17 protein-coding genes are annotated in these 19,210 nt (G+C 66.1%); 8 read left to right on the top strand and 9 right to left on the bottom strand.

The genetic code is table 11. The features are described 5' to 3' along the window. Positions 1 to 31 precede the first annotated feature (31 nt). From CLU87_RS22885 to apaG, 4 genes are all read right to left on the bottom strand, one after another. Positions 32 to 1,159, bottom strand: coding sequence for a YbdK family carboxylate-amine ligase (locus CLU87_RS22885; RefSeq protein ID WP_099731929.1), 1,128 nt, complete (start codon positions 1,157 to 1,159; stop codon positions 32 to 34). After that, on the bottom strand, positions 1,149 to 2,411 hold the full coding sequence (locus CLU87_RS22890) for a cation:proton antiporter (protein ID WP_056065273.1): 1,263 nt from the start codon (positions 2,409 to 2,411) through the stop codon (positions 1,149 to 1,151). Before CLU87_RS22890 ends, CLU87_RS22885 begins: the two co-directional genes overlap by 11 nt. A gap of 158 nt (positions 2,412 to 2,569) precedes the next feature. Beyond that, positions 2,570 to 4,588 carry a site-specific recombinase gene (locus CLU87_RS22895; protein ID WP_099731930.1) on the bottom strand — a complete coding sequence of 673 codons (2,019 nt, stop codon included), beginning with the start codon at positions 4,586 to 4,588 and terminating at the stop codon, positions 2,570 to 2,572. Positions 4,589 to 4,676: 88 nt separating this feature from the next. Then, a complete protein-coding gene (apaG, locus tag CLU87_RS22900; RefSeq protein WP_056748068.1) occupies positions 4,677 to 5,084 on the bottom strand; it encodes a Co2+/Mg2+ efflux protein ApaG in 408 nt (135 codons plus the stop codon). Positions 5,085 to 5,172: 88 nt separating this feature from the next. On the opposite strand from apaG, the gene rpe reads away from it, so the two are divergent. Beyond that, entirely contained in the window at positions 5,173 to 5,853 is a 681-nt protein-coding gene (rpe, locus tag CLU87_RS22905) for a ribulose-phosphate 3-epimerase (protein WP_099731931.1), read from the top strand. A 69-nt stretch (positions 5,854 to 5,922) separates the two neighbouring features. Here the strand turns inward: rpe and CLU87_RS22910 are convergent, their stop codons facing one another. The 3 genes from CLU87_RS22910 to CLU87_RS22920 form a co-directional block, all read right to left on the bottom strand. Beyond that, a complete protein-coding gene (locus CLU87_RS22910; RefSeq protein ID WP_099731932.1) occupies positions 5,923 to 6,315 on the bottom strand; it encodes a hypothetical protein in 393 nt (130 codons plus the stop codon). Between the two features lie 127 nt (positions 6,316 to 6,442). Then, entirely contained in the window at positions 6,443 to 8,617 is a 2,175-nt protein-coding gene (locus CLU87_RS22915; protein ID WP_099731933.1) for a HAMP domain-containing sensor histidine kinase, read from the bottom strand. Next, positions 8,614 to 9,312, bottom strand: a complete 699-nt coding sequence (locus CLU87_RS22920; RefSeq protein WP_099731934.1) for a response regulator transcription factor — start codon at positions 9,310 to 9,312, stop codon at positions 8,614 to 8,616. Before CLU87_RS22920 ends, CLU87_RS22915 begins: the two co-directional genes overlap by 4 nt. Before the next feature lie 230 nt (positions 9,313 to 9,542). Here CLU87_RS22920 and CLU87_RS22925 point away from each other — a divergent pair, with 230 nt between their 5' ends. The 3 genes from CLU87_RS22925 (at position 9,543) to gph (ending at position 13,205) form a co-directional block, all read left to right on the top strand. Beyond that, positions 9,543 to 10,889 carry an SPFH domain-containing protein gene (locus tag CLU87_RS22925; RefSeq protein WP_099731935.1) on the top strand — a complete coding sequence of 449 codons (1,347 nt, stop codon included), beginning with the start codon at positions 9,543 to 9,545 and terminating at the stop codon, positions 10,887 to 10,889. Between the two features lie 2 nt (positions 10,890 to 10,891). After that, complete coding sequence (locus CLU87_RS22930; protein ID WP_233193846.1) at positions 10,892 to 12,415, top strand: hypothetical protein; 1,524 nt, start codon at positions 10,892 to 10,894, stop codon at positions 12,413 to 12,415. Between the two features lie 79 nt (positions 12,416 to 12,494). Then, positions 12,495 to 13,205 (top strand): phosphoglycolate phosphatase, encoded by a 711-nt coding sequence (gph, locus tag CLU87_RS22935; protein WP_099731936.1) that lies wholly within the window; start codon positions 12,495 to 12,497, stop codon positions 13,203 to 13,205. 19 nt (positions 13,206 to 13,224) lie between these two features. On the opposite strand, the gene CLU87_RS22940 is transcribed toward gph, so the two are convergent. Beyond that, on the bottom strand, positions 13,225 to 14,874 hold the full coding sequence (locus CLU87_RS22940; RefSeq protein ID WP_099731937.1) for a methyl-accepting chemotaxis protein: 1,650 nt from the start codon (positions 14,872 to 14,874) through the stop codon (positions 13,225 to 13,227). A gap of 280 nt (positions 14,875 to 15,154) precedes the next feature. Continuing rightward, the gene (locus CLU87_RS22945) at positions 15,155 to 15,754 is read right to left on the bottom strand and encodes a chalcone isomerase family protein (RefSeq protein ID WP_099731938.1); all 600 of its coding nucleotides are present in this window, start codon (positions 15,752 to 15,754) and stop codon (positions 15,155 to 15,157) included. Between the two features lie 362 nt (positions 15,755 to 16,116). Between CLU87_RS22945 and trpE the strand changes: the two genes are divergently transcribed. The 4 genes from trpE to CLU87_RS22965 are packed head-to-tail and all read left to right on the top strand — an operon-like array spanning position 16,117 to position 19,197. Next, complete coding sequence (gene trpE, locus CLU87_RS22950) at positions 16,117 to 17,616, top strand: anthranilate synthase component I (protein WP_099732322.1); 1,500 nt, start codon at positions 16,117 to 16,119, stop codon at positions 17,614 to 17,616. Continuing rightward, positions 17,613 to 17,948: a chorismate mutase gene (locus tag CLU87_RS22955; RefSeq protein WP_056065295.1), complete on the top strand. Its 336-nt coding sequence runs from the start codon at positions 17,613 to 17,615 to the stop codon at positions 17,946 to 17,948. The genes trpE and CLU87_RS22955 overlap by 4 nt, the downstream gene beginning before the upstream one ends. Next, complete coding sequence (locus CLU87_RS22960) at positions 17,945 to 18,529, top strand: aminodeoxychorismate/anthranilate synthase component II (protein WP_099731939.1); 585 nt, start codon at positions 17,945 to 17,947, stop codon at positions 18,527 to 18,529. The genes CLU87_RS22955 and CLU87_RS22960 overlap by 4 nt, the downstream gene beginning before the upstream one ends. Next, entirely contained in the window at positions 18,526 to 19,197 is a 672-nt protein-coding gene (locus CLU87_RS22965; RefSeq protein ID WP_099731940.1) for a LysE family translocator, read from the top strand. Before CLU87_RS22960 ends, CLU87_RS22965 begins: the two co-directional genes overlap by 4 nt. The last annotated feature ends 13 nt before the right edge of the window (positions 19,198 to 19,210 follow it).

A 19,210-nucleotide genomic window follows, 5' to 3' on the forward strand; every position in this document is an offset into this window, starting at 1 on the left:
CGGGCAGCTTGTGGAGGGGCGTGCCAGATTCTCAGCCGGCCGCCGCGCCGCGAAAGCGCTGCGCTGCCTGGCGGCTTACCTCGGCCAGCAGCTGCTCTTCGCTCTGGCGTTGGCGCAGCCAGCGGGCATCGTTCTGCCCCGCCTCGACCTCGGTGCGCAGCATGTGCATAGCGCTTGATGCGCCCTGTACGGCCGCGTGGCCTGCGATCTTGTCCATGGTGCGCAGGATGTGCTCGCGCAGCGGCATGTGGTCGCCCGTGGCCGGGTCCACATACACCGCGTCCATGCCAAACCGGCAGGCCTGGAAGCGGTTGTAGGTGTACACGAGGTAGTCGTCCTCTTCGGGCATGAAGGGCTGGTCGGCCAGGAACCACGCGCCCAGCGACTGCACGTAGCCCGCGAGGGCCGCAGCGCGCTCGATGGTGAGCGGCGTGTCGAACACGCGGATCTCGATGGTGCCGAACTCGGGCTTGGGGCGGATGTCCCAGTAGAAGTCCTTCATGCTCTTGACCACGCCCGTGAGGGTCATCTTGTTGAAGTAGGTCGTGAAGTCGTCCCAGGTCAGTGCCATCGGTGCGCGCCCCGACAAGGGGAACGCGAACACCGAGTTGAGCCGGGCCGAGTCAAATGCCGTGTCCTGCCCTTGCACATAGGGGCTGGACGCCGACAGCGCAATGAAGTGCGGGATGTAGCGCGACATGCGGTGCAGCATCAGCAGCGCCGCATCCGCATCCGGGCAGCCAATGTGCACGTGCTGTCCGAAGATGGTGAACTGCTTGGACAGGTAGCCGTACAGCTCGGACAGCTCGCGAAAGCGCGGCTTGTCGTAGATGCGGCGCTCGTGCCACTGCTGGAACGGGTGCGTGCCGCCACCCACCACGGCAATGTTGAGCTTGTCGGCGCTTTTGACCAGCGCATCGCGGATGGGCGTGAGCTGGCCCAGCACCTCGCTGGCCGAGTGGCAGATGCCGGTGGAGATTTCGATCATGCTGTTCGTCATCTCGGGCACCACGCTACCGGGCAGCGGGGTTTTCTTCATGAGGCGCAGCATGTCCTCGGCGTAGGGCGCCAGGTCGTAGTCATTGGTGTTGACCAGCTGCAGCTCCAGCTCGACGCCCAGCGTCAGCGGCTCGGAATGGGTGAAGGCTTCAAGACTCACGGGGGGACTCTCCGTTGTTGTTGCTGCGGGTCAGGGGTGCCCAGGGTTTGGAGCTTTCGCCCGCACGGTAGATGGCCACGGTGGCAATGACGGCACCAAATACCTCCATCAGCAAGATGGCGGGCAGCGCCACACCCGCGATCACATGGCCGGTGGAAGGCGACGCGAGCACAAACTGCGAGGCGATCAGCAGGGCGATGGAGGACATGGGGGTCATCGCGCAGCCCACCCACAGCGCCTGCTTCCAGCTGGCGCCGCTGCCCACATTGCCCAGCGCCACGCCGGTGGCCTTGGCCAGCAGGCGCACGGCAATCAGGGCCAGCACCACACCGGCCACGGGCGCGCTCCAGTCGGCCTGGGCCGCCACGGTGGAAACCAGCACGAACATCAGCATGGTGAGCAGGGACGATGCATTGCCCAGCTGCCGTGGCCAGGCCCAGGGGCGCGGGTTGAGCTGCTTGAGCAGCATGCCCCCCAGCAGCGCGGCCAGTGGTGCCGAGCCCCCCATGTGAGCGGCCACTGCCGTGCCTGCAGCCACCAGGGCCAGGAACAGCATGGAGGTGTTTTCGCTGGTGGGGCTCATGAAGCGCAGCGCCATGCGCAGCACCAGGGCCAGCACGGCGGCCACCACGATCGATACGCCCAGCACCACCACCACGGGCGACACGGCCTCCAGCACGGTGAGGCTCTGGCGGTTGATGAGTTCTGCCTTGGCGCTGCCCAGCGTCAGGGCATACAACGTGGAAAGGGTGGTGAGCACAATGGCGCGTTCGGTCACCGGGCCGGCGGCACGGGTGTCGGCCACCACCCGGGTCAGCACTGCAGGAGATGCCGCCAGCGCCACCAGGGCCAGCGGGCCAGCCGCCTGGGGCGGCAGCTGCAGCCACACCAGCACCCAGTACACCGCGAAATAGGTCAGCACCGATTCGGCAATGCTCTGCACCAGCACCATGGGGTTGTGGCGGAACCAGCGCAGCGGGATACGGCCGCCACATTCGAACAGCACAATGGCCACGCCCAGCTCCAGCAGGAACAGGCCAATGCCCTGCAGCGGCCAGACCGCGCCGCTGAAGCCTGCCAGGCCGGCTGCCGTGCCCACCAGCGAATAGCCCACCACCTTGGGCAGGCCGGTGTGGCGTTGGGTGAGATAGCCTGCCATGGCGGCTACCGCCAGCAGCAGTGACCATTGCACCGTAGGCAGCCCGGCCGAGGGGCGCAGCCACTGCGCCCAAAAGCTCAGGATTTCATTCATTTCATCGGACCTCTGCGTCAGACGGGCGCTGCCCGTTGGAGTGGAGGCCCCGGCGCACAGGCCCTCCGCAGATGGGACGGGGTGCGCTGGGGCGTTGGGCCCTTGAATTTACAGGCGGAAACACTCCGCCCTTGTAGGACAGAGGCGGCGGTTTCGCCTCAGCCCTGTGCCGTTGTCGCGAGTGGCCCCCGCCGCTCGGGCACAAAAAAGCTCAGCGGCGCGGTGCGCAGGCGGGCGCGGATCGCGGCATAGATGCGCGAGCGGTCCACGCCGCTCACGTTCTGTGCACGCAGCGCCAGACTGAAGGCCAGATAAAAGCTCACCGACACATTCAGTGCGCCCAGGAACGGGAGCGAGGCTACTGCCCACCAGAACGCGGGCAACTGCAGCACCTGCAGACCCAGCGTGGCGCCGGCGGCCGCCACCTGCCCGGTGGAGAGGGTGACGTGCCGTACATCCAGCCCCAAGCCGAAAAACGCAGCGAAAGCAGGCACCAGGCCCAGCATGAAACCCAGCGAGATGTTGGCTGCAAAACCCGACAGGTTCTCGCGCAGGAACCGCGCCCAGCGCGCGGCGCGCTCGGCTCCCAATAGCCCGGTGATGCGCGGGTTGTAGTGGAGGGCCGAGTCCATGCGGTGCAGCACAAACCAGTTCTCTGTCCAGCCCGCGATGATGCTGGAGGCAAACAGCAGCACCCCGGTAAAGGCGGCAAAGAACAGCGACGGCCCCAGCAGGTGCAAGGACTCGAACACATGCTCGGCCTGCTTCTCGCTGATGGCCGGGTGGCCCGTGGCCAGTGCAATCAGTGCAGCCAGTGCCAGCACGGCCGGGAACACCACCAGCACATTGCCCAGCACAGCGGCCACCTGCGAGCGCACCAGGTGCGTGATCTCGTCCACGAACGACTCGATCGCATCGCCGGTGCCCAGCTCCTTGAGCTTGGCCGCCATGGCGGGCGCGGTCATGGCAGGTTGTTTGGTGGCCACCGTGAAATGCAGCAACTGGATCAGCACAAAGCTCACGGCATAGTTGATGCCCGCCATGAAGCCGCCCCAGAAGGCCGAGAGCGCGAGCGCATACAGGCCAAACTTGATCAGTGTGGTGAAGGCCATCAGCGCACCGCCCCCTGCCGCCTTGCGCAGCATGGAGCGGTATTCGGCACTGGTGCGGGTGATGTAGTGCTCGCCCGTTTCGGCGCTGCGCTCGGCCACCTTGGCCGCCAGCAGCGAGGAGTTGGAGGCCAGCAGCGCGCGCAGGCTGCGCCGCTCCTGTCCCACCATCACCAGCTGTGCCATGAGTTGCGCCGCAGTGACGGCGGGCTGCGCGGACAGCAGGCAGTCGAGAAGCACGCGCACGCGCAAGATGCGCTCGCGCAGCTGCCGCAGCCGGAACACCAGCCCCACCGAAATGCCGTTGTCCTCGAAATGCGTATAGACGGTGGCAGCCGCCGCGCGGCAGGCCTCCAGGCGTTCGCGCAGGCGCTGGGCGGATGCGTCCAGCCGGTCGGGGGTGCGCAGTGCGTGCAGCACCTCGACCCGCAGGCTTTCCACGTCGCGGATGAGGGCGTGGAAGGGTTGTGCCTCCCGTGCAGATTCGCTCATGCGCAGCCGCAGTTCGGGTGCAAAGCCGGTCGAGAGGATTTGCCCTGCACAGTAGGTGATGGCGTCCAGCAAGGCGCGGTGCCAGCGTGTCGCGCCGCCTGGGCGCTCATCGGCGTTGTCCTGGGCCAGCAACATCACCAGGCGGTTCAGGGTGGCTTCATCCAGCGCTGCCAGCCATTGCGCGTCGAACGCACGGGGCAAGGCCAGCATGAACAGTTCGGACGCATCGATGGTCTCTGGGCTGCCCGGCAGCAGCTTGGTGCGCAGGCGTTCGGCCATCTCGCTGACCAGGGCGGTGCGGGGTGCAAAGCCAAAGTCTGCCAGCAAGGTGGTGATGTCTACCTGGTCCACCAGCGTCGCCCACCAGTCCTGCAGCCGCTGCTGAATATCGGGCCGCGCCGCGACTGCATCGATGAAAAGCTGCACCCGGCCCACCGCGGCAGGCACCGAATCACGCTTGCCGCGCACCCAGTCCAGCAGGTGGATGAGCCAGAGGTGGCGATGGGCCAGGTCGGCGGCAGGGTCCAGCGCCGCCAGCAGGTGGGCCAGGTCTTTGGGCTCGGCGGAATTTTTCATGGATGGCCTGCTCCCACAGGAAAAGCCGCCCATCCGATGGATAGCGGTCCCATGGAGGGGTGGGCATGGGGGCTGTGGGAATGGTTCTTCAATGCAGCACCCGGCCGCTCAGGGGCTCACCCGACGGGCCGTGGCTGATCGCCTCCAGCACGAACAAGGGCACCGGGGTATTGAAAGGCTCGCCATCTTCGGCCACGCAATGGAAGGTGCCGTGCATGGTGCCGCTGGAGGTGCGCAGGCGACAGCCGCTGGTGTACTGGAACGACTCACCCGGCTTGAGCAGTGGCTGCTGTCCCACCACGCCCAGTCCCTTGACCTCTTCGGTGTGGCCGCGCGCGTCGCTGATGATCCAGTGTCGCGAGATCAGCTGGGCGGGCGCGTCCCCTGCGTTGGTGATGGTGATGGTGTAGGCAAAGCTGAACACCCCGGTGTCCGGCGCAGACTGCTCGGGCAGGTATTCGGGCAGCACTTCCACGTCAAACTGGTACTTTGGCATGGGCCGCATGGTAACCGTGCCGCCCCGTGTGTGGGCAACTCCCACGTGCCAAAACCCCAGTGGTTCTGCGCTTTGCGACAATCGGGGGATGAGCCGCACATTCCAAATCGCCCCCTCTATCCTTTCCGCCGACTTTGCCCGCCTGGGCGAGGAAGTGCGCAATGTCATTGCCGCTGGCGCCGACTGGATTCACTTTGACGTGATGGACAACCATTACGTGCCCAACCTGACGTTTGGCCCCATGGTCTGCCAGGCCTTGAAGCCCCACGCCAAAACGCCTGCGGGCGTGGCCGTGCCGATTGACGTGCACCTGATGATCCAGCCTGTGGATGCCTTGGCCGCTGCCTTTGCCGACGCGGGTGCTGACTACATCAGCTTCCACCCCGATGCCTCGGGCCATGTGCACCGCAGCATCCAGGCCATCCGGTCCAAAGGCGTCAAGCCTGGCCTGGTGTTCAATCCCGCCGAACCTCTGGACGTGCTCGACTGGGTGATCGACGACATCGACCTCATCCTCATCATGAGCGTGAACCCCGGCTTTGGCGGCCAGAGCTTTATCGACTCCGCGCTGCGCAAGATCGAAGCTGTGCGCAAGCGCATTGATGCTTCTGGCAAGGACATTCGTCTGGAAGTCGATGGCGGCATCAAGACCGACAACATCCGCCGCGTGGCTGACGCGGGCGCTGACACCTTTGTCGCAGGCAGCGCCATCTTTGGCAAGCCGGACTACCGGGGCGTGATCGACGCGATGCGTGTCGCCTTGGGCTGATCGCCTCGGTCGCTGCGAAGATTGGGTGCGGATGCCTTTTTGGCAGACCGCACCTGATGGGAGGTCAGGTTACTGTTGCGCAGGCACGGTGATGGTGGTCGTGGTCGATTCGCGCAGCACGCCGCCGCCGGAGACCGAGCCACTCGCCGGGCTGCTTTGCACGCGGCGCATGCAATCCGCCTGGTCAGCAGCCGTCTGGAACGCTGCACAACGCTGGGTGGCGTTGTCGGTGGCGGCGGCTCCGGGGTTGCTGAGATCGCCCTTGCGGGAAGCGTCCAGTGCGTTGTTGGCCTCGCGCAGGCAGGTGGCCAGGCTGTCCTGGGTGTTGTTGGTCATGCACTTTTCCCGCTCCTGCTCGTAGCGTGCCCGCGCGTCCTGCGGCGGCGTTTGAGCGGATGCGCCCGCACAGGCCAGCAGCAAGGCCGCAGCGAAGATAGAGGTGGCAAAGGAAAGGCGTTTCATGGAGGGCTCCTGAGGCAATGGCAGACGATGGTCTGAACCTATGCCTGCAGGGTAGGCGCCGGGGCCATGTGCCCCTGTCGGACAGAGCCGCCCTTGCCCGTGCGCGCGCTTCGCGTCTTGGGCTGGGTCAGCCCAGTCGCTGAAAGGTCAGGATGAAGGCCGCGCCATCAGACGTGTTGCGCGCATTGATGGTGCCGCCCATCTTGGCCATGTAGGTTTTGGCCACAAACAGCCCCTGGCCCCGGTGCTCGCCCTCGCCCAGCGGGGTGGGGCTGGCGGGGTCGGAAACGCCCAGCTCAAAAATCCGCTCCAGCAGTTCGTCTGCAATGGTGGAGCCCTGATTGTGCAGCGTAGCGCTGGCGGTGGATTCTGACGCCGTGAGGGTCAGCCTGATGGGGCTGCCCGTGGGGCGATAGCGGTCGGCATTGCGCAAGATGTGGGTCACCACGTCTTCGAGCGCAAACTCGTCGGCCCGCACGATGACCGGGCCAGGGTGGCTTGGGCCCAGGTCGTACACCACATCCAGAATGCCCGCAAAGTGGGCGTTGTCGGCCACGTTGCGCAAGAAGGCATCCAGGTCCAGCCGCCCCTCGGGCACATCGGCGGCCTGCAGCGCTTCGGCGGGCGATGCCGTGCCATACAACACATGGATGGCCTGCTGCATGCGCTGCACATAGCGGTGGCCGGGGTCTTGTGGGCCGTTCAGCGCCATCAGCGACTGCAGGGGCGACATGATCTCGTGCCCTACGGCGTGCCACATGTCGCGCTCTTGTTGGGCGCGCAGCTGCTCGCGCTGCAGGTCGTCCTTCACGCGCTGCAGCAGGTCGGCCAAGCCACCGGCCAGAATGCCCAGCTCGTCCGAGCCGCGCAGGTCCGACACATCCAGATCGCCCAGCCGGGGGCCGGTGTGGCCAGGCTGCACGTTGTACGACACGGCGGCGGCGCGGCGGGTCAGGGCCGTCACGCGGCGGATCAGGCCCACCTCGACCACGAGCCAGGCCAGCGCAATGGCGCCCAGCATGGCACCCAGGTACCACGACAGGCGCGTGGCCACGGCGGCCAAGCCTTGCTCCACGCCGCGCAGGTGGCCGGTGAAGTTGACCACGTAGTTTCCCGTGGGCGTGTCCAGAATGTCCAGGGCCGTAGGGGCGGCGGGCGTGGCTGCTGCCGGGCCCACGCCTGCGGCCTCCAGCGGCAGCCAGCGGATCAGGCGCAGCAGCCACGGTGCAGATGGATCGGCCTGCACTTCGACGCCCTTGAGGGTGATGGCGCTGGCTTCGTCGCTGCCCATTTTGCGGATCTGCACACGCTCACCCGGCAGCAGGCTGCGCGAGAGGTCGCCCAGCGATGCGGCCAGTTGCGCGCCGGGTGCGTCGCTGTCGAACAAGGGCTTGGTGTCCTCGCCCGGCGCCAGCATCTCCACCCGCACCCGCATCTGTCCCAAGTCTTCCGGCGGCCAGACCAGGCGCTCGTCCTTGCGGAACAGGGCTTCGCGGAACAGTTCGACCGGCAGGCGGATGGAGTAGTGCGTGCGGCGCAGGCAGTCAGTGGTGGTGGCCTCGCCAGCGGGCGAGCTGGCCGATGGGGGCGGCAGGTCGCGGCACTGGCCGTTTTGCCACAGCCAGCCGCGAAAGTCGCGCACGGGCCGCGCGCGGGCGTCGAGCTGCGGCGTGCCGTTGTCCACAAATCCCGTCAGACGCCCGCGCACGGCCACGCTGCCTTGTGGGGGCATGGCCTCATACGGCGCAATCCAGCGGTAGGTGGCACCCCGCATGTCCAGGGTGATGCGCGCACGGTGTGCCTCGGCGGGCACCAAGGCGCCGCGCTCGCGGGGCGTCAGTTCGCCGGCATAGAAGCTGCCCACCAGGTAAATGAAGCCGCCCGCATAGGGGTTGTTGCCAATCGCCGCGCACACTGAGGCGCCATCGGGGTACTGCACAGAGCAGCCCGCCATCTCCACGGCCTGTTGCGATTTTTGGGGGTCGTCAAAGTCGATGGCCGCATAGGGCAGCAGTAGCGGCGCCAGCGGCGTCACGCCCTGGCCGAGGTGGCTGGCATTGAGCAGCGCCAACTGGCCGGAGGGGTGGCGCAGCCGCGCCATGACCTCGGCCTGGCTGCGCACAAACCCATGCTGGTAGGCCTGCCAGGCGCGCTCCTTTTCGTCCTTGAGCACCACCACGCTCAGCACCACCGTGGCCAGTGCCAGCAGCACGAACACCCCGCGCACCAGAATGCGCAGGCGGAACGCGGGCAGGCCCAGCCGGGGCATCTCCAGCGCGGGGCGGCGCAGCAGGCGCTTCATTTACCGACCCAGCGGAAGCCGCGCATGGGCACGTTCTCAATGCCTTCAAATCCGGGGTCCACTTCGCGCAGCGCCTCGCGAATGGTGCTCACATGCTTGCGTACGTTGTCGCGATTGCGGCCACTTTTCACCACCTCGAACAGTTCGTCATACGACACCACCTCGCCACTGCGCTGGTGCAGCGTGGCCAGAATGCGCTGGGCCGTGAGCGGCAGGTTGATGCGCTCGCCGCGCCAGGTGGGGGTGCGCTGCCACAGCGGGTCCAGCACCAGAGCATCGCCCGCCGGGGCAGGGGCTGCGCTGGCCGGGGCCTGTGCCTGCGTGGTGCGCAGGATGTCGAGAAAAGTCTCGATGAAATCGGCTTCTTCAAACGTGGTTTTCTGCAGGTAGTCCCACGCGTCCAGCGCCTTCATGATGCTGCGGTAGATGGCCGCAGGCATGGCCGACACCACCAGCACCGGCGTGCCCTGGCGCAGCTTGTTGATGGCGTTGATGAGGGCCACGCCCGCATGGCGCTCGCGGCCTAACTCAATGTCCAGCACCACCGCGTCGTAGTGCTCGCGGGCCAGCGCGGCCTCGGCCTCGTCGCGGGTAAACCACTGGTCGATGACGATACCGCTCTTGGCGCTGCGTATCCACCCGGCCAACTGGTTGCTGGTGGGCAGGTCGTCTTCGATCACGGCAATGCGGGTCATGGGCAGGGCGGGGCTGTAGAGGGGTGGGTGGATTATCCCGGCGCCCCGTTCTGGGCGGTGTGAGTTTTTCTTCCGGGGCCGGAAGGTTCGTGCGTCCGGTGTGAGCGCATTGGGGGCTGCACTGCGTTGTTGCTTCCGGGGTGGATCCGAACAATCGGTCCTCAATGAGCCAGCCACGGCGACGGCTCAGAAACGACAACAACATCGAACCAACCTGAGAGAGAAACACCATGAAAGCCACCTGGAATCGCATCGTGCAGACCCTGAAGGGCCGTCGCTCCACCCCCTTGCCCGAAGCGGGCACGGAACCCGTGTTGGACGCTGATCTGCAAGGCATCCCCCCCACAGCGGGCCCGGTGTCGGCCGCCCCGTTGAACTGGGCCTACCTGCTGCCCACCGCCCGCACCGTGCGCTGGCTGGCCGCTGGCGCCGTGGTCGTCGCAGCGGGTCTGATGGTGTACCGCAATCCGCCCGTGCAACACCTGGCGCAAGGCGACCTGGGTGTGCGCCTGAACCAGTTCACCGGCTCGGTGAGCCTGTGGCGGGATGGCAGCGTGTGGGTGGTGCCCGGCCTGCACACGGTGCGCGTGTTCTCGCTGCGCGACCAGAGCTATCGCCCTGAGGCCATGCGCCAGGCCACGGGTAGCGCGCCGCTGCAGTCGGTGGAAGGCCTGTCGCTGGGGCTGGATTTGAGCGTGCGCTATGCGCTGGACCCCAACTCGCCCGCCGTCAATGCCGGCAACCTGCCCGACAACCTGGGCGTCGACATCGTGGAGCCCGCCGTGCAGGGCCTGGTCTACAAGGTGTTTGCCCGCTACACGGTGCGTGAAATCTTCTCGTCCAAGCGCGCCGAAATTGCACAGATCATCGAAACCGAACTGCGCGCCCGCCTGGCTGCCGATGGCGTGACGCTGCGCAGCCTGCAGATCGGCAAGGTGGACCTGCCCGCCGAATACCGCCGTGGCATGGACAGCCTGCTGGCCGAAGAGCTGGCGTCCGAAAAAATGCGCTACACGCTGGAGCTGAAAGACAAGCGCGTGAAGGAAACCGAGCTGGACGCCAACGCCGACAAGGTGCGTCGCGAAGTGGCCGCCGAAGCCGCCGCGCGTGAGCAGGTCATCGCCGCCAAGGCCCAGGAAGAGGCCATGAAGCACGTGCTGCCCTTCAAGCAGCGCCAGATCGAACAGCGCCAGCTGGAGGCCGAAGCCGAGCGTGTGGCCCGCGTGAAAGCTGCTGAAGGCGCCGCCCAGGCCCGCCGCATCGAAGCCAACGGCGAAGCCGACGCCCGCCAGAAGCTGGCCGAAGCCGAGGCCTACCGCATGGACCGCGTGGGCAAGGTCAACGCCGAGCAAATGGCCCGCGAAGGCGCGCTGGTGACCAAACACCCGCTGCTCATTCAGAAGACGCTGGCCGACAAGCTCTCGGACAAGATCCAGGTCATCATCGCGCCCCCGCCTACCAACGGCGACTTCATCGGTGCCGCGCTGCTGGGTGGCAACCGCAACGCCCAGGCCGGTGCAGCCCATGCTGCGGCCGTGGCCGACGACGCCACCACCACCCAAGCCGTGGAGCAGTGAACATGAACGCCACCTTCGCAACTTTGTTGGCAGCCGTGGCCAGCGCTGCAGTGACCGTGGCGGCCGAGGCCGCCCCCCAGCCATCGCCCAGCGCCCAGGGCAGCGCCATCGTGGTGCAAGACCAGGCCAGCCTGCGCGCTGCACCCCGCGACGGAGCCCAGCAGCAGGCCAGCCTGTGGCAGGGCGAAGTGCTCGAAGTGCGTGGCGAGCGCCTCGACTATTTGCAGGTGTGGGACCACAAGCGCGAGCGCGGTGGCTTCATCCGCGCCAGCGATGTGCGCCGCGTGGCCCTGACCGAGGCGGAAGGCCCCGCGCTGCTGGCCGTGATGCGCTTTGTGCAGGAAACGCCGGGTGCCGAGGCGCTGGGCATTGGCCTCACCGCCGCCTACCTGCAAACCGCGCCCGCCAAGGCCCTGTCGGGTGTGGAGGGTGCCCAGGCTTTCGATGCCCTGGGCACCTTTGCAGACCGCCTGGCGCGCCGTGCCTCGGTGGCCGTGCCGGGCAAGGCATCGGGTGCCACGTTGTCGGCCCATCTGGATGTGGCCAACGCCTACGGCCTGCGCTTTGCCACCTACGAGGTCGAAGGCCGCATGCAGGTTTGCTACGAGGGCGAGGCCTTTCGCCGCCTGCTGGCCATGCCCGTGGCCGATGCCGAGCAGCGCGCCCGTGCCGTCCTGGCGCTGACTCGCCCCGAATGCATCAACCCCGATCTGCCCGCACACGAGCGTGCCAAGGTCACAACCTGGCAGGCTGAGGTACTGGAGCGCGTGGACGTGGCGGGTCTGCCCGGCTACCTGCGCAACCGTGTACAGATGCGCCGCTCCAGCGTGTGGGGTGCTGCAGCGTTCCAGCAGGCGCGTAAGAACGCGGCCGACCCGGCTGTGGCCGCCGCCGCTGCACGTGCCCTGACGGAATTCACCGGCGTGAGCAAGGCCGAGCTGCCTGACGAGGACCAGAGCGCCTACAACGACGCCGCCATGCGGGTGAGTGCGGTGCGCTGGGCGCTGGTGCCTGCTGTTGTGCCTGTCACCTCGGCCGCCAGCACTCGCCCCACGCTGCTGACTGAGCCTGGCGCCCCCGGCGAAACCTGCGTGCTGCTGGTGGACGCGCAGCACAGCGTCAAGGCCCCGCTGCTGCGCCGCTGCACCTACGGCGTGGTGTGGACTGCATCGGCCAGCACCAACCGCGAAGGCACAGCCTTGGCCCTGGCCGTGCAGCCCATGGAAGGCTGGCGCGAGCTGTGGGTGCTGCGCAAAACGGAAGGCGGCTGGCTGGCCGATGTGCTGCCGCCCGCCGCCGCCACGCCCGAGACCGGCGTGGCCGAATGGGCGGGCTGGGTGCCCGGCGGCCAGCAAATGCTGGTGGCGCGCGAAGCCCGGGGCCAGGGCCGCTACCGCAAGAGTTTTGAGGTGGTGCGGCTGGAGGGCTTGACCACCGAGCGCGTGACGGGCGATGTTGCAGCGCTGCCCCTGTTCCAGCGCTGGCAAGACCCTGCGTGGAAGCGCGAGACGCTCAGTCTGCGGTGAACGAAGCAAGGCAGACCAGGGGAGGATTTGACGGGTTCCGTAAACTTGGTCCTGTCTTCTCTTTCCGAATGCTTGCCCAATGTCTCTCGCCGTTACCCCCTCGCTGTCCACATTGCTCACCGGCGTGGACGCCGCCATCATCGACCTGGACGGAACCATGGTGGACACCATGGGTGATTTCAACGAGGCACTGAACCGCATGCTGCGCGAACTGGAGCTGCCGTCGATTGCGGCGCAGACCATCGAACACATGGTGGGCAAGGGGTCGGAGCATTTGCTGCGTTCAGTGCTCAACCACGTGCTAGTGCAGATAAATCATGCCTCTATTGCTACTGAAATTGAAGCGTTGTATCCATCGGCCTGGGCCAGCTACCAACGCCACTATCTCGCCATCAATGGCCAGTATGCCGGGGTGTATGACGGTGTGGAGGCGGGGCTCCAGGCTTTGCGCGCCCGGGGTCTGCGTCTCGCCTGTCTGACCAACAAGCCCCGGGACTTTGCGCTGCCCTTGCTGCAGTCCAAGGGGTTTGACGGCTATTTCGAGAAGGTCTTCGGTGGCGACTCGTTCGAGCGCAAGAAGCCCGATCCGTTGCCGTTGCTCAAGACCTGCGAAGCCTTGGGTACCGACCCTGCGCGCACTCTCATGGTGGGCGACTCCAGCAACGATGCGCAGGCCGCGCGGGCTGCGGGCTGCCCGGTGGTGCTGGTCACCTATGGCTACAACCACGGCCAGCCCGTGCGGGCCGTGGATGCCGATGGTTTTGTGGATACGCTGGCGCAGCTCGCCTGAGCTGGCAGAGCTTGCCTGTTCAGGCGGTCAGCTGGCGCGGCGCCACGCTGCGGTAATCCAGACGTGATGACGCGGGGGGATTGCTGCGCACGGGGGTGGGCACGGTGTTGTTGGGGCGCGTGGCGTTGTCTGAGAGGCGGAACACCGCCACGGCGTCCACCAGCTGGCCGGCCTGGGTCTTGAGGCTGTCGGCGGCGGCCGCACTTTGTTCCACCAGGGCGGCGTTTTGCTGGGTGGCCTGGTCCATCTGCGTGATGGCCTCTCCGACCTGTGAGACGCCCTGGCTTTGTTCGCTGCTGGCGGCGCTGATCTCGCCCATGATGTCGGTCACACGCCGAATCGCGCTGACCACTTCGGTCATCGTGGCGCCGGCCTTGTCCACCAGGGCCGTGCCGCGCTCCACGCGTTCCACACTGGTTCCAATCAGACCCTTGATCTCCTTGGCGGCCTCGGCGCTGCGTTGCGCCAGGCTGCGCACCTCGCCCGCCACCACGGCAAAGCCCCGACCCTGTTCGCCCGCGCGTGCGGCCTCCACAGCCGCGTTCAGCGCCAGGATGTTGGTCTGGAAGGCGATGCCATCGATCACGCTGATGATGTCGGCGATCTTGCGGCTGCTGTCGTTGATGCCCTTCATGGTGTCCACCACCTCGGCCACAACGTCGCCGCCCTGCACGGCCACGGTGCTGGCGCTCATGGCCAACTGGTTGGCGGTGCGGGCGTTGTCGGCATTCTGGCGCACGGTGGAGCCCAGCTCTTCCATGGAGGCTGCGGTTTCCTCCAGTGCGCTGGCCTGCTGTTCTGTGCGGGCACTCAGGTCGTTGTTGCCTGATGCAATCTCGGCACTGGCCGTGGCCACGCCCTCGGCGCTGTTGCGCACGTTGCCCACGATGGTGGCCAGGCGCGATTGCATGGTGGACAGTGCCTGCAGCAACTGGCCGGTTTCGTCATTGCCACTGGTGGTAATGGGGTGGGTCAGGTCGCCATCTGCAATGCTTTCGGCGGCTTGTTGGCCTTGCTGCAAGGGGCGCACGATGGAGCGCGTGACGGTCAGGCCCATCAATGCGCCGAGCGCGACGGCCACCAGCGTGCCTACGCCCAACAGCACCTGGCTGGCTTTGGCCAGGGTGGAGGTGTCTGCCTGGCTTTCGGCCAGCTGGGCGGCCATGGTTTTGCGCAGGTCGTCGAGGGATTGAAGGTATTTGTCGGCCAGCGGGCGCAGGTCTTTGTCCACGAGGGCGGGCACGTTGGGTTCGCCACCGCGGTGCAGTTCCCGGATTTCGTTGAGCTTGTCGTTGTAGGCCTGCCGGGCCGTCGCAATTGCTGCCAGAAGCCCCTTGGCCTGGTCGCCTTGCACCAGTGCCTCAATGCGCTTGACCTTGGCTTCCATGCCCTTCGCCGTCGCCTGGGTATCGGCGGTGAGCTTGTCCATGTAGTCGCGGTCGATGGCCTTGAGGAAGGCCTCGGTGCGTACCCAGTTCAGACGGATGTCCGACGCCCAGTCCTCCACAAGGGTTTGCTGCTCGATCTCCTGCGTGGCGACGCGCTCGCTGGCACTTTGCAGGCTGGCAATGCGCCACATCCCTGTGGCCGCAATGAGAGCCGTGATGAGAAGAATGGCGCCGAAGGATGCGCCCAGGCGCAGGCCGACGGAAAGGTTGCTGAGTTTCATGGTGGTGTCTGGCGCGTAAGGGGGCTGGGGGCAGAAGGGGCGTTACAGACGGCTCGTTGCGGGGCGCGGATAGCGCACAAAGCTCGGTTCAGGCCGTGGCCTCGGGCGCTGCGGGTGTGCGCAGCGGGAGACCGGTTGTCGCGTTGTCAAAAAAGGGCTGGAAAGGTTGGGCAATGGCTGGAGCGGGGACTGAGGCACAGGCTACTCCCGGGTAGGGGGCGCGTCTGTCGGGCGCGCGACAGCCTTTGCCGGGAGGGCGTGGGTGTTTGCCCTAGGACAACTAGGACGATGACTGGGCGGTCTTGCCCAGCAACGCGTCCTTGAGCTTCCAGTCAGCTGGCGCATTGCCCAGCCAGATACCCAGCAACGCGTTGAAGAACTCGGGTTCCTTGAAGGGCTCTCCCTGCGGCTTGCCCTTGACGGTGATGATGGTGCCGGTACCCGGAATCCAGTCGATCTGGAACTGGTCTCCCGCAACCAGCTTCTTGTGGTCCGAGAAGATCTGGCTCATGCGGAGCACGCCAGGAATGAGCTTGGAGAATGCCGCGCGGTCCATGTTGTCCTCCATGCCGCGCGAGAACAGCTTGCCCAGCTCGGTGGAGTCGATGTCGCGCAGCATGGTGATGCTCATGCGCTTGGGGCCCTTCTGGGCCATGACGTCGGCGGGTGTGCCGGCTTTCTTTTCAAGATACAGCCCCGCCGTGTATACCTTGAACACTGCCTTGTAGCGCACCCCTGCGCCGTTGAGCTGCAGGGTGCTGCCGCCCAGGCTGGCGGTTTCTTCGTATTTCACGTCGGCCACGGTAATGGGCTGGGCAATGGCACTGGCTGCCAACAGGCAAGCTCCCGCCATCACAGCGCATCGCGTCAGGAATTTCATGCGCAGCTCCTAAAAAAGAACGGTCGTTCGTTTCAAATTGTTGCAGCGCTCCTGTCGGGCCGCAACAGGGTTTTCGAGCGGTTGTGCGATCTCGCTGTGAGATCTGTCAAATCAGCCCGCTAAAAAAGCTTTGCTACACTTTGGCCCATGTTCATTCACCACGTGTTCATCACAGGTTGCAGCGACCGGGGAGCCTGGCCCTGGCGTCAGCCTGTCGCTTTGAACGCCTGATGGCACCTGGGCAGCAGCCCCAGCGTGCACCCGTGGCCTCCACCCGGATGCGGTGAGGCCGATTGAATGGACCGCAGCGCCCCTTTTCCATTGCACAGGGACACGCGCTGCGACAGCTGGGAGCCCTCCCCGTGATCACAGAACTTGAATTCAAAAGCCTGGCCAGCGAAGGCTATAACCGCATTCCGCTCATGGCCGAGGCCTTTGCGGACCTGGAAACTCCGCTCTCGCTCTATCTGAAGCTGGCGCACACCAAAGACGGCGGCAAGCACAGCTTCCTGCTCGAATCCGTGGTGGGCGGCGAGCGCTTCGGGCGCTACAGCTTCATTGGCCTGCCCGCCCGCACCCTGCTGCGCGCCAGCGGCTTTGGCGACCAGGCCAGGACCGAGGTGGTGACCGACGGTCAGGTGGTCGAGACCGCGCAAGGCAACCCGCTCGATTTCATCGAGGCCTACCAAAAGCGTTTCAAAGTGGCTTTGCGCCCCGGCCTGCCGCGTTTTTGTGGCGGCCTGGCCGGTTACTTCGGCTACGACGCGGTGCGCTATATCGAAAAGAAGCTGGAGACCACCTGCCCGCCCGACACCCTGGGCTGCCCCGACATCCTGCTGTTGCAGTGCGAGGAGCTGGCCGTCATCGACAACCTCTCTGGCAAGCTGTACCTCATCGTCTACGCCGACCCGGCCCAGCCGGAGGCGTACGCCAAGGCCAAGAAGCGCCTGCGCGAGCTGAAAGAGCAGCTCAAGTATTCGGTGAGCGCCCCCGTGGTCAAGGCCACCGAAAGCCACCCCGCCCAGCGCGACTTTGCCAAGGCTGACTACTTGGCCGCCGTGGAGCGCGCCAAGGAGCTGATTGCCGCAGGCGACTTCATGCAGGTGCAGGTGGGCCAGCGCATCCACAAGCGCTACACCGAGTCGCCCCTGTCGCTGTACCGTGCGCTGCGTTCGCTGAACCCGTCGCCGTACATGTACTTCTACGACTTTGGCGACTTCCATGTGGTGGGCGCCAGCCCCGAGATCCTGGTGCGCCAGGAGAAGACCGACGAAGGCACCAAGGTCACCATCCGCCCCCTGGCGGGCACCCGCCCGCGTGGCGCCACGCCCGAGAAGGACAAGGCCACCGAGGTCGAACTCATCAACGACCCCAAGGAACGTGCCGAGCACGTGATGCTGATCGACCTGGCGCGCAACGATATCGGCCGCATCGCCAAAACCGGCACCGTGAAGGTGACCGAGGCCTTTGCAGTTGAGCGCTACAGCCATGTGATGCACATCGTGAGCAACGTGGAAGGCATCCTGCACGACGGCATGACCAGCATGGATGTGCTCAAGGCCACCTTCCCCGCCGGCACACTCACCGGCGCGCCCAAGGTGCACGCCATGGAACTCATCGACCAGCTCGAACCCACCAAGCGCGGCCTGTACGGCGGCGCCTGCGGCTACCTGAGCTACGCGGGCGACATGGACGTGGCGATTGCGATCCGCACTGGCATCATCAAGAACGGAACGCTCTACGTGCAGGCGGCTGCCGGTGTGGTGGCTGACTCGGTGCCCGAGCTGGAATGGAAAGAAACCGAACACAAGGCCCGTGCGCTGCTGCGCGCCGCCGAACTGGTCGAGGAGGGGCTGGAATGACCCTCGCTATCACCCGAGTCAAACCCTGCACCACCATGCAGGACGTGCGCCGCGAAGTGAACGCGCTGGACGACGTCCTGGTGCCCTTGCTGGTAGAGCGCGTGGGCTACATGACCCAGGCCGCCCGCATCAAGCAAGGTGTGGAACAGGTGCGCGATGAAGCGCGCATTGAGGCCATCGTGGCCCGCGTGCGCGAGCGCGCCCAGGCCGAAGGCGGTGACGCCGACGTGATGGAAGCCATCTACCGCAGCCTCATGGAAGCCTGCATCGCCTATGAACACCGCGAGTTCGCCCGTCTGCGCGAGCCCGCCCTTGCCGGGAGCGCCGCATGAAACTCTTGATGGTCGACAACTACGACAGCTTCACTTACAACATCGTCCAGTACTTTGGTGAACTGGGCGCCGAGGTCGAGGTGTTCCGCAACGACGAGATCACCGTGGCCGAGATCGAGGCGCGCCTCAACGCGGGCCAGCTCGACCGCCTGGTGATTTCACCCGGGCCTTGCTCGCCCGCAGAGGCGGGTATCTCGGTAGCAGCGATCAAGCACTTTGCCGGCAAGCTGCCCATCCTGGGCGTGTGCCTGGGCCACCAGAGCATTGGCGCGGCCTTCGGCGGCAACATCATCCGCGCGCAGGAGCTGATGCACGGCAAGACCAGCGTCATCACCACCACGCAAAAGGGCGTGTTTGCGGGGCTACCCGAGCAGTTCACCGTCAACCGCTACCACTCCCTCGCCATCGAGCGCTCCACCTGCCCCGATGTGCTGGAAGTGACGGCCTGGACGGAGGACGGCGAGATCATGGGCGTACGCCACAAGACGCTGGCGATCGAAGGCGTGCAGTTTCACCCCGAAAGCATCCTCACCGAACATGGCCACGCCATGCTCAAGAACTTTCTGGAGCAGCGCGCATGAGCTTCATCGACGCCCACCAGCTGGTGATGTTTATCGCCGCAGGCTGGCTGCTCAACCTCACGCCAGGCCCCGATGTGCTTTACATCGTGACCAACGCGCTCAAGTCCGGCACCCGCGCGGGCATCGTGGCGGGCCTGGGCATCACGGCCGGGTGTTTCGTGCACATCTTTGCGGCAGCCGTGGGCGTGGGCGCGCTGCTGGCCGCATCGGCCACGGCATTCACGATGCTCAAGTGGGTCGGCGCGGCCTACCTGATGTGGATGGGGGTGCGCATGCTGTTGTCCAAGCCCGGTGCCGATGGGGGCAACAGTGCAGCGCTGGCGGCGGCGCAGGCGGCCCGTGCGCAGCACACACCGCTGCGCAAGGTGTTCCTCGGTGGCTTTTGGACCAATGTGCTCAACCCCAAGGTCGCGATCTTCTTCCTGGCCTTCGTGCCGCAGTTCATCGCGCCGGGCGCGGACAACAAGGCGCTGGCCTTCGTGCTGTTGGGCGTGCTGTTCAACCTCAACGCCATCCCCGTCAACGTGGGCTGGGCGCTGGCGGCATCGTGGATGGCACGGCGCGCCGGGGTGATCCAGCGCGGCATGCACTGGCTGGACCGCGTGGCCGGTGCCATGTTCATCGGCTTCGGGCTCAAGCTGGCCTTCACAGACCAGCCCTCTGCATAAATACCAGGAGACA

The sequence above is a fragment of the Acidovorax sp. 59 genome, from assembly GCF_002754175.1.
Taxonomy (GTDB): domain Bacteria; phylum Pseudomonadota; class Gammaproteobacteria; order Burkholderiales; family Burkholderiaceae_C; genus Acidovorax; species Acidovorax delafieldii.

Excerpts from the sequence above, each read along its gene's own strand:
- rpe (WP_099731931.1), top strand. The coding sequence starts at position 5,173 with ATGAGCCGCACATTCCAAATCGCCCCCTCTATCCTTTCCGCCGACTTT.
- CLU87_RS22925 (WP_099731935.1), top strand. The coding sequence starts at position 9,543 with ATGAAAGCCACCTGGAATCGCATCGTGCAGACCCTGAAGGGCCGTCGC.
- gph (WP_099731936.1), top strand. The coding sequence starts at position 12,495 with ATGTCTCTCGCCGTTACCCCCTCGCTGTCCACATTGCTCACCGGCGTG.
- CLU87_RS22945 (WP_099731938.1), bottom strand. The coding sequence starts at position 15,754 with ATGAAATTCCTGACGCGATGCGCTGTGATGGCGGGAGCTTGCCTGTTG.
- CLU87_RS22910 (WP_099731932.1), bottom strand. The coding sequence starts at position 6,315 with ATGAAACGCCTTTCCTTTGCCACCTCTATCTTCGCTGCGGCCTTGCTG.
- CLU87_RS22920 (WP_099731934.1), bottom strand. The coding sequence starts at position 9,312 with ATGACCCGCATTGCCGTGATCGAAGACGACCTGCCCACCAGCAACCAG.
- CLU87_RS22955 (WP_056065295.1), top strand. The coding sequence starts at position 17,613 with ATGACCCTCGCTATCACCCGAGTCAAACCCTGCACCACCATGCAGGAC.
- CLU87_RS22890 (WP_056065273.1), bottom strand. The coding sequence starts at position 2,411 with ATGAATGAAATCCTGAGCTTTTGGGCGCAGTGGCTGCGCCCCTCGGCC.
- CLU87_RS22960 (WP_099731939.1), top strand. The coding sequence starts at position 17,945 with ATGAAACTCTTGATGGTCGACAACTACGACAGCTTCACTTACAACATC.
- CLU87_RS22915 (WP_099731933.1), bottom strand. The coding sequence starts at position 8,617 with ATGAAGCGCCTGCTGCGCCGCCCCGCGCTGGAGATGCCCCGGCTGGGC.
- apaG (WP_056748068.1), bottom strand. The coding sequence starts at position 5,084 with ATGCCAAAGTACCAGTTTGACGTGGAAGTGCTGCCCGAATACCTGCCC.
- CLU87_RS22965 (WP_099731940.1), top strand. The coding sequence starts at position 18,526 with ATGAGCTTCATCGACGCCCACCAGCTGGTGATGTTTATCGCCGCAGGC.
- CLU87_RS22930 (WP_233193846.1), top strand. The coding sequence starts at position 10,892 with ATGAACGCCACCTTCGCAACTTTGTTGGCAGCCGTGGCCAGCGCTGCA.
- CLU87_RS22895 (WP_099731930.1), bottom strand. The coding sequence starts at position 4,588 with ATGAAAAATTCCGCCGAGCCCAAAGACCTGGCCCACCTGCTGGCGGCG.
- CLU87_RS22940 (WP_099731937.1), bottom strand. The coding sequence starts at position 14,874 with ATGAAACTCAGCAACCTTTCCGTCGGCCTGCGCCTGGGCGCATCCTTC.